Origin of the sequence: Amaricoccus sp. W119 (assembly GCF_047275745.1) — a bacterium.
GTDB lineage: Bacteria > Pseudomonadota > Alphaproteobacteria > Rhodobacterales > Rhodobacteraceae > Amaricoccus.
This window is the reverse complement of record NZ_JBKQWU010000016.1, coordinates 80,316-88,377: the sequence shown is the minus strand read 5'-3', so window position 1 is coordinate 88,377 and position 8,062 is coordinate 80,316. Positions and strand designations below refer to the sequence as shown.

Here is an 8,062-nt window from a genome sequence, read left to right as displayed (position 1 = left end):
CGTCCAGATCGAAGAACCCGCGCTGTTCCGACATCCCATACCCCCGTCGCCGCCAAAGCCACGGAATCACCCAAGGCTCGTCAAAGCGAGAGGTCCTTCAGGGTGTCCAGTCGTCTAGTCGGCCTTGCGCGCCTATTCTTCGCATCGCTCCCAAGAAGGATGACAGTCATGCGCGTGGAGCCGGAGCTTGATCCCGATGTAGAGGACGAGGCTCCGACCGACCCCGCCATCACCATCTACGACGAAGTGCATTTCGTGACCTACATCCGCCTGCTCGATGCTGAGGCGGAAGGAGCTGACTGGCGGGAAGTGGCGCGGATCGTCCTCCACCGCGATCCGGCCGTGGACAAGACCCGCACTCGCCGTTGTTGGGAAAGCCACCTTGCCCGCGCGCAATGGCGCCGAGGAACAGGGCGGCAAGGCGAAATAACGCAACCCGTCCTATTTGCCGCCGATAGTATCCGGTAGCCATCCCGCATCCTCTTTCCTGTTGCCTGATCCATAATTGCCTACTCTCTGATCGGCTCCGTCTCTTTTTCGACTTGGAGCCTGGATGCGCGGAGGCCGAATCCTTTGGGGTCAGATCGCCGTCGTCTTCACCATCGTTCTGGTGATGACGTGGGCAGCGACGCAATGGACCGCGTTCCGCCTCGGCTTTCAATCTCAGCTTGGAGCGCCATGGTTCGAGCTGGCGGGCCTGCCGATCTATTATCCGCCCGCCTTCTTCTGGTGGTGTTTTCCTTCGATGCCTATGCGCCCGCGATCTTCGTGGAGGGCGGCATCATCGCCGTGTCGGGCGGCTTCCTTGCCATCGCCGCCGCCATCCTCACGTCGTGCTTGACCGGCACGAACGCGACTATTTGAGGCACGACGGCCCGGAGCATGTCTTCTGCTTCGCCCCCACACGGTCAGGCAAAGGCGTGGGGCTGGTGGTGCCGACGCTGCTGACCGGGCCGGGAAGCTGCATCGTCCATGACATAGAGGGCGAGAACTGGACGCTAACAGCGGGCTTCCGTGCGAAGCATGGCCGCGTCCTGCTGTTCGATCCGACCAACGCCAGATCGTCCGCCTACAACCCGTTGCTGGAGGGCCGGCAAGGGGAATGGGAAGTCAGGGATGTTCAGAATATTGCGGATATTCTGGTCGATCCCGAAGGCTCGCTCGACAAGCGCAACCATTGGGAAAAGACCAGCCATAGCTTGCTGGTCGGCGCGATCCTGCATGTTCTCTATGCCGAGGCCGACAAGACCTTGGCCGGCGTCGCGAATTTCTTGAGCGACCCGCGCCGCCCGGTCGAGGCGACCTTGCGCGCGATGATGGACACGCCGCACCTGGGCGAAGCCGGCGTTCATCCCGTCATTGCGTCGTCGACCCGCGCGTTGCTGAACAAGAGTGAGAATGAGAGGTCGGCCGTTCTCAGCACCACCATGTCCTATCTGGGGCTATACTGCGATCCCGTTGTGGCGCGGGTGACGGCCCGCTGCGATTGGCGCATTGCCGATCTGGTCGGAAGCCGCCAGCCCGTCAGCCTCTACCTTGTCGTGCCGCCGTCCGACATAAACCGCACCAAGCCCCTTGTAAGGTGGATCCTCAACCAGATCGGCAGGCGGTTGACCGAGGACTTGAACACGTCCGGCAAGCGTCATCGGCTGCTGTTGATGCTGGACGAATTTCCCGCGCTCGGCCGCCTGGATTTCTTTGAATCCGCGCTCGCCTTCATGGCTGGCTACGGAATGAAATCCCTTCGGATCGCCCAATCGCTCAACCAGATCGAGCGCGCCTATGGGCCGAACAACGCGATCCTGGACAATTGCCATGTCCGTGTCGCCCTTCGCCACGAACGACGAACGGACGGCCAAGAGGATCAGCGAAGCCCTCGGCACCGCGACGGAAATGCGCGATTCCACCAACTACGCCGGGCATAGGTTGGCCCCGTGGCTCGGGCATTTGATGGTATCGCGGCAGGAGACGGCCCGGCCGCTGCTCACGCCGGGCGAGGTGATGCAGCTTCCGCCATCCGATGAAATCGTCATGGTCGCCGGAACGCCGCCGATCCGGGCGATCAAGGCGCGCTATTTCGAGGATGCGCGGTTCATGGAACGCATCCAGACCCCGCCCGACCCGGCCGCCAATCCCGTCGCACCGAAGCCGTCATCCGACGACTGGTCGAGCCGCGTGATAGCGGCCCCGGCTGCTTCCGCGACGGCGACGGCCGAAGCCGATGGCGATCCGGCCAACGCCGGCATCCGCCGTGAACCGGAATTGCCCGAGCATGAGGAAATCGTCGCGCCACCACCGTCGCCCGCGCAGGAGTTCGACATTCTGGACGACGAACCGGACGTGGATGCGGCCAAGGCCCGCGCCATGCGCCAGCGCATGCGGATGGTCGCGCGGCAGGTTGCCATGAACCCCGATGACGGCATTGAGCTTTGAAGGACCGCCCATGACCACACGAACGCGCATGAACGTCTATTTCGATCTCGAGTTATTGAAACAGGTCGAAGTGCTGGCCCTGCGACGGCAGGTGTCGAAATCCGCCATCATCGAGGCCGCCGTCGCTTCCTTCCTGTCCGGCGATGCGGCGGATCGGCTGGAGGCGGCCATGTCGCGCCGCTTGGACAGGCTTGGTCGCCAGATCGACACGCTTGACGAAGATCTCGCCGTGCTTGGCGAGACCGTCGCGCTTTTCGTCCATTTCTGGCTGACCATCACCCCGCCGCTGCCGGACAGCGCGCAAGCCTCCGCGCGCGCCAAGGGCGTCGAGCGGTTCGAGGGCTTCATGCTGACCCTCGGCAAGCGCCTTTCCACCGGAGATAGGTTCCTCAAGGAACTATCGCGCGACGTGCCCGCACTCCCCATGCAGGATGGCCCGGCCGGCGAGACGGGCGCTGATGATTCCTTGAAAAACCCATCGCGATAGGTTATTTGGTTCTATGGTTACGATTCACCGCGCGCATGGGCTGCGCATCGTCATCTACACAGACGACCACGAGCCCGCGCATTTGCATGTGTTCGGCGATGGTCACGCCAAGATCAATCTGACCGGACCCGATGGCGGGCCGGAACTGGTCTGGGCGGAGGATATGAAGCGGAACGAAGTGCGCCGCGCGATGGCTGTCGTGACCGAGAACAGAGAAATGTTCCTCGCGCGATGGAGAGAGATACATGGTTGAACTGACCGATACCGCTATCGACGCCGCGCTGGAGCGGGGCCGTGCCGCACATGCCAACGAACCGCGTGCGGCGGCTGCGCGCTACGACCGTTGTTCCGGCCGGGTGATTGTCGATCTTGAGAATGGCTGCACCTTCGCCTTTCCGCCGCGTCTGGCGCAGGGGCTTGAGGCCGCGTCCGACGACCAGCTTGCCGCCGTCGAAATCCTCGGCCGGGGCTACGGCCTGCATTGGGAGGAACTGGACGTTGACTTGTCCCTGCCGGGCCTGATGGCGGGCATCTTCGGCACAAAGGCATGGATGGCCCGCCGCGCCGGTCAGGCCACTTCGGCGGCTAAGGCCGCCGCGTCCCGCGCGAACGGGGCCAAGGGCGGGCGTCCACGCAAGGCAGCGAATCGGTAAAGCGCCATCGCCGCCGCCAATCCTGCGCGTGCGTCCTCAAGACTACGACAACACCACCCGTCCTATTTACCGCCGATTGCCGCCGCTCGCCGCACGCGCGTAAATACTTGTTGAAGCAGCCCGATTTCGGGCTTTCTTAATCGACCCCGTTGCGGGGACCGTCTGTCGCGCCCCGTCAAGAAGCGGGGCCGACATGACTGCCAATCACCACAAGCCGGAAGCGATCCAGCGCGGCGCGCGCATGTTGCGCACCGCGCTCGGCCCCGCCATTGCCCATTTTCTCGAAGACCCGGCCGTGGTCGAGGTCATGCTGAATCCCGATGGCCGGATTTGGGTGGACCGGCTGTCCGAAGGGCTGGCCGATACGGGCGAGCGCCTATCCGCCGCCGATGGCGAACGCATCGTGCGCCTGGTCGCCCATCATGTCGGCGCGGAAGTCCATGCCCGTAGCCCGCGCGTTTCGGCCGAGCTTCCCGAAACCGGGGAGCGGTTCGAGGGCCTGCTTCCGCCAGTCGTTGCCGCGCCTGCCTTCGCCATCCGCAAGCCCGCCGTCGCGGTGTTCAGTTTGGCCGATTGTGTGGCGGCCGGCATCATGTCCGCCGATCAGGCGGAAACGCTACGCGCCGCTGTCTAGTCCCGCGCCAACATTCTCGTGGCGGGCGGCACGTCCACCGGCAAAACGATGCTGACCAATGTCCTCCTGGCTGAAGTCGCCAAGAGCGCGGATCGCGTCTTCATCATCGAAGATACCCGCGAGCTGCAATGCGCCGCGCCCAACCTTGTCGCCATGCGGACGAAAGACGGCGTGGCGACGCTTTCCGATCTGGTCCGCTCATCCCTGCGCCTGCGCCCCGACCGCATCCCCATCGGCGAGGTGCGCGGCGCGGAAGCTCTCGATCTTCTGAAAGCGTGGGGAACGGGACACCCCGGCGGTATCGGCACCATCCATGCCCGGTTCCGGTATCGGCGCGCTGCGCCGCCTTGAACAGCTCATCCAAGAGGCTGTCGTCACCGTCCCACGCGCCATGATCGCCGAGACCATCGACCTTGTTGCCGTCCTCGCCGGGCGCGGTTCCGCGCGTCGGCTGGCCGAACTCGCCCGCATCGAGGGGCTGGGGCCGGACAGCGATTACCGCATCACCCCCGCAATCCCCACCAGCACAGGAGAACCAGAATGAAACCGTCTGCCTTCGTTCCGAATATGTCTAACCCGCCGATCCTTTCGGCTGCGTCCGATCCGGCCGAGCGGCTGGCTGGCTCCATCCTGCGCGATCACGTCAAGCGTCTCGCCAGTTCGACCGCGATCATGACCATCATGGCTCTGAGCGATGCTCTCCGCCCAGGTCCGCGCCTTCTTCCGCCTCCTCCCCTCATGGGACCACCAGCCGACGCATTACTCCGCGTCCCGCTGGCCGAACTGACACCACAACCCCGGAGCCTATCGGCCCGGAGAAAGACCCGACCATGGCATTCAATGCCAACCTTCTCTACTCCCTCAGGATGCGGCTGACCCTGCTTCTGAAGGAGGCCCCGAAGTCCGCCGAGACGGCTGACCTCCTGCGCAGCTACCGCTACAGGCTGGGCGAGAGCGCCGAGGCCATCGTGATCGAGGCCGAGGCCGCGCTCGTCAAGGCGAAGGCCGAGGCCGAGAGGCTCCGGGCCGAGGCAGCCGCTCTGCCCCCGGACTTCGAGGGCGAGGTGCCGACGATCGTGGCCGATTACGCCACCTTCGGCAGCCCCTCGGGCTCGACCCCGCCCTCCAAGGGCTGTTCCATTCCCCAGCCCCGCCCTCGGGACGTGCTCTATCCCGATTGCGGTCAGACGATCTATCACTACTACACCGTAGGGAACCATCATGGCCGCTGATAGCCCGACCCCCGGAACGCCCGCCTGGGACGCCGCCATGGCCGCGAAGGCTCAGGAGAGCCGGGCCACGTGGCAGACCCGGCACGATGGCCTCGGGCGCCCCGTGGACGCCGCCGCCCAGGCCGACTTCGCCCGCCACCGTGCCCCCGAGACCAGCGGAGGCTTCCGCCACCAGCCGATGGAGACCAACCGGAGCGGGGACATCCTCGCCACGGCGAAGACCTCCTCGGGCGCCCCTGTCATGGGGAGACGCCCGGTCTCGATGGAGGACGTTGTAACCGTGAACGGGATGGACATGAGCGTTTCCTTCGCGGTCTCGCGCGGCTTCCTGACGCGGGACGCCGCCGGGAACATCTCGCGCCCTTTCGCTGAAGCCTCGCGGGAAGCGCCCTCGGCTCCCGTGGAGGCACCCGCCAAGACCCGCGAGGATGCCCGGCAGGCTGCCCCCGATGAGCCCGGAAAGGGTGCCGAGGAGCCCTCGGAGTTCGTCGCGGACGAGGAGACCGAGGCGACCATGACCGCCCTCTGCGCCGCGCCCAGCGCCGCTTCCGTGGTCTATGAACTGACCGAGCGGGGCGAATTGTCCGAGGGCCTCGTGGCCAAGCTGGCGAGTGACCTCAGGGTCTCCCCGGCGGAAGCCTCGACCCAGCTTACCCAGGCCATCGAGGGTCTCCGCGCCGCCGCCGCCATCGCCACCGGCATGACCGACCCGGCGGACCAGACGGCCTTCGACGCATGGCTGGACGAGAGCCCGGACCGCGTTCGCAGAAGCCGCATGGCTGCCCGGAGCATCGGTCAGGAGAATGACCTCGGCTCCCTCAGGAAGCTCGTGACGGAGTGGCGGAAGGGGCGCTAGACCTCCAGCCTCGGAATGGCCGTGATCGCCCTGTGAAGGCCTGTAGCGGCCATTCCCCGTATCTCCCCGAGGCCGTGCCATCGGCATGACCCTGAATGGCGTCCACCAGCTTCACGTCGATACCGGCCCCACGGCCCAGCGTCTTGAAGCGGTGACGCCACGCATGGTTCGGCTGCGGCCCGGTCTCCCCGGTCTCCCCGGTTCTCAGGCCGAGGGCCTCGCGGACGAAGCGCCCGACCTCGGTAGGCTGGTTCATGTGGAAGACCGGCCCCGGCTTGGCTTCCCTGACGAAATCGAGGAGCCCTTCCTCGACAAGCTGGGGATGCAGCGGCACGTCGCGGAACTTCCCCGTCTTCACCGCCCCGGCCTCGGGAGTGATGCGGACGAAGGAGATACCGGCCTCCTCCCGGAAGTCCTCCCGCCGAAGCTGGAGCACCTCACCGACCCGCGCGCCCGTGAAGGCGCATATCCAGGGGACCCACCGGAAGGCGTCCCGCTGCTTTCCCGTGGCGACCCTCGCGGCCCTGAGGACGGTCCTTGCCTCCTCGTCCGTGAAGCTCTTGGAGCGCGTCACGCGCGCCTTGTCGGCCCGGACCGCGATGCCCTCGACGGGACTGTTCGCGACCTTGAAGGCGCGCTTCCCCTCCCGGAAGATCGTGCTGATAGCCGAGAGATGCTTCCCGTTGATCGTCTTCGCCGTGAGCTTCTTTTCATGCCTGAGATGATCGGCATAGGCCGTCACATGCTGCGGAGTGATGGCACCCGCATCATCCGAGAGCCCGCGCTCCCGCTGGAAGGATGCGAACGCCTCGACCATTCGGCGCCAGTCCCGAGCCGTCTTCTCCGCCCCGCCAGCCGCCTTGTGCTCCCGTTCCCATAGCTCGTAAAGGGCCATGAGCGAGGGGCCTGTAGGGGCCGCTACGGGCTCTCTGACGGCCTCCCTCGGTGGGAACCTCCCGGCCATCGGGTCCTCGGTGAAGTCTCCCTCGGCCCGCTTGCTGTTGAACCGCGCCGCCTGACGAGCCGCCAGCGCCGCCTCGACCATGAGAGCTTCACGGCTGGCCTCGTCGGCCCGAAGACCGGCATCCGCGAGGGCATCGTCAACGAGCCTGCCGAGGTGGCGTTCGAGGCCCTGGGGCGAGCCCATGGCGTCCTCGTAGACCTCGGCGGCGATGTCCCATTCCTCGGCATCGGCCCCGTCAGCGCGGCCCTGGAAGCGCCCTGAAAGCTCCCTGTAGACGGCCCCTGCGAGAGCCATGACCTGCTGCCGGGCAAGCGGAGCAGGTTTCTGACACGCCATCTCCCATTGCCGCTGGACCCCTTGAAGGGCAGCGGGGAAGCGACGCTTGGCCTCGGCGGGGTCCTTGGTTCCCAGCGTTCGTTTGACCCAAGTCTGCCCCACGGCCTCCACCATCTCGGTAGGGACCCTGACCCGGACGTAGTAGCCGCCCGTCTTGGGGTGTTTCCATGGGCTCGGCATAGGCAATCTCGTCATCGTGTGAACCACCCTTGTGGCCCACCGGCTCGTCTAGAACCTACTGAAATTCCTGAGCCTTTGACAACAAAGAAGGGGTGTTGGTGGGCTGGGAGAGATTCGAACTCTCGGCCAATTGATTAAGAGTCAACTGCTCTACCGCTGAGCTACCAGCCCGACACCAAGCACATCCAGCCGTGGTGAGCCCGGCGGGATTCGAACCCACGACCCACTGATTAAAAGTCAGTTGCTCTACCAACTGAGCTACGGGCCCCAAGGCTGCGGCGTCTTTA

The 8,062-nt window shown here is 65.5% G+C and carries 7 protein-coding genes, 2 tRNA genes and 2 pseudogenes; 8 read left to right on the top strand and 3 right to left on the bottom strand.

Going from position 1 to position 8,062, the window contains the following annotated elements:
• Window positions 1-168: 168 nt before the first annotated feature.
• The 8 genes and pseudogenes from ACLJK8_RS11100 to ACLJK8_RS11065 all read left to right on the top strand — a co-directional run bounded on the left by ACLJK8_RS11100 (window position 169) and on the right by ACLJK8_RS11065 (window position 6,295).
• Window positions 169-468 (top strand): DUF2285 domain-containing protein, encoded by a 300-nt coding sequence (locus tag ACLJK8_RS11100; RefSeq protein ID WP_413150324.1) that lies wholly within the window; start codon window positions 169-171, stop codon window positions 466-468.
• An 85-nt stretch (window positions 469-553) separates the two neighbouring features.
• Window positions 554-2,433: pseudogene (locus ACLJK8_RS11095) on the top strand (conjugal transfer protein TraG).
• 10 nt (window positions 2,434-2,443) lie between these two features.
• Window positions 2,444-2,920, top strand: a complete 477-nt coding sequence (locus ACLJK8_RS11090) for a CopG family transcriptional regulator (RefSeq protein WP_413150323.1) — start codon at window positions 2,444-2,446, stop codon at window positions 2,918-2,920.
• A 13-nt stretch (window positions 2,921-2,933) separates the two neighbouring features.
• Window positions 2,934-3,173, top strand: a complete 240-nt coding sequence (locus tag ACLJK8_RS11085; RefSeq protein WP_413150322.1) for a DUF4160 domain-containing protein — start codon at window positions 2,934-2,936, stop codon at window positions 3,171-3,173.
• On the top strand, window positions 3,166-3,573 hold the full coding sequence (locus ACLJK8_RS11080) for a DUF2442 domain-containing protein (protein ID WP_413150321.1): 408 nt from the start codon (window positions 3,166-3,168) through the stop codon (window positions 3,571-3,573). The genes ACLJK8_RS11085 and ACLJK8_RS11080 overlap by 8 nt, the downstream gene beginning before the upstream one ends.
• A gap of 193 nt (window positions 3,574-3,766) precedes the next feature.
• Window positions 3,767-4,751, top strand: a pseudogene (trbB, locus tag ACLJK8_RS11075) (P-type conjugative transfer ATPase TrbB).
• A 286-nt stretch (window positions 4,752-5,037) separates the two neighbouring features.
• Window positions 5,038-5,439 carry a hypothetical protein gene (locus ACLJK8_RS11070; RefSeq protein ID WP_413150320.1) on the top strand — a complete coding sequence of 134 codons (402 nt, stop codon included), beginning with the start codon at window positions 5,038-5,040 and terminating at the stop codon, window positions 5,437-5,439.
• Window positions 5,429-6,295: a hypothetical protein gene (locus ACLJK8_RS11065; RefSeq protein WP_413150319.1), complete on the top strand. Its 867-nt coding sequence runs from the start codon at window positions 5,429-5,431 to the stop codon at window positions 6,293-6,295. Before ACLJK8_RS11070 ends, ACLJK8_RS11065 begins: the two co-directional genes overlap by 11 nt.
• Here ACLJK8_RS11065 and ACLJK8_RS11060 read toward each other — a convergent pair.
• From ACLJK8_RS11060 to ACLJK8_RS11050, 3 genes are all read right to left on the bottom strand, one after another.
• Complete coding sequence (locus ACLJK8_RS11060; RefSeq protein WP_413150318.1) at window positions 6,258-7,802, bottom strand: DUF6538 domain-containing protein; 1,545 nt, start codon at window positions 7,800-7,802, stop codon at window positions 6,258-6,260. The genes ACLJK8_RS11065 and ACLJK8_RS11060 overlap by 38 nt on opposite strands.
• A 69-nt stretch (window positions 7,803-7,871) precedes the next feature.
• A tRNA-Lys gene (locus ACLJK8_RS11055) sits at window positions 7,872-7,946 on the bottom strand.
• A gap of 21 nt (window positions 7,947-7,967) precedes the next feature.
• A tRNA-Lys gene (locus ACLJK8_RS11050) sits at window positions 7,968-8,043 on the bottom strand.
• Window positions 8,044-8,062: the final 19 nt, after the last annotated feature.